This window comes from Mycobacterium sp. ABE4_509, from assembly GCF_056160785.1.
This window is the reverse complement of the sequence record NZ_JBSWXU010000350.1, coordinates 1-440: the sequence shown is the minus strand read 5'-3', so window position 1 is coordinate 440 and position 440 is coordinate 1. Positions and strand designations below refer to the sequence as shown.

At 76.4% G+C, this 440-nt stretch carries 1 protein-coding gene; it reads left to right on the top strand.

The window, feature by feature from the left end; genetic code table 11:
- Window positions 1–440 (top strand): beta-ketoacyl [acyl carrier protein] synthase domain-containing protein (locus ACXAID_RS28430; RefSeq protein WP_475025477.1); only part of this gene is annotated, 440 nt, incomplete at both ends.

Sequence of the window (440 nt, the reverse complement as noted above, 5' to 3'; positions counted from 1 at the left end):
GCGCGACGGCGACCGGGTGCTCGCCGTGGTGCGCGGCGGCGCGGTCGCCCAGGACGGGCGCACCGTCGGAATCATGTCGCCGAACGGCGACGCCCAGCAGGATCTCTTCCGGCTGGCCTGCCGGACCTCCGGGGTGTCCCCGTCCAGCATCGGCTTCATCGAAGCCCACGGCACCGGGACCCCGACCGGGGATCCGGTCGAGCTGGCCGCGCTGGCCGCGGTGTACGGCGCCGGCCGGGCCGCCGACCCGTGCCCCGTCGGCTCGGTGAAACCCAACACCGGTCACCTGGAGGGCGGCGCCGGCGTGGTCGGGCTCATCAAAGCGGTACTGGCGCTCCAGCACCGGGTGCTGCCGCCCACCGCGGGGGTGTGCGAGCTGACCACGGCCGTCGACTGGCAGGCCGGCGGGCTGCGGGTGCCCACCGAGCCCGAGCCGTGGC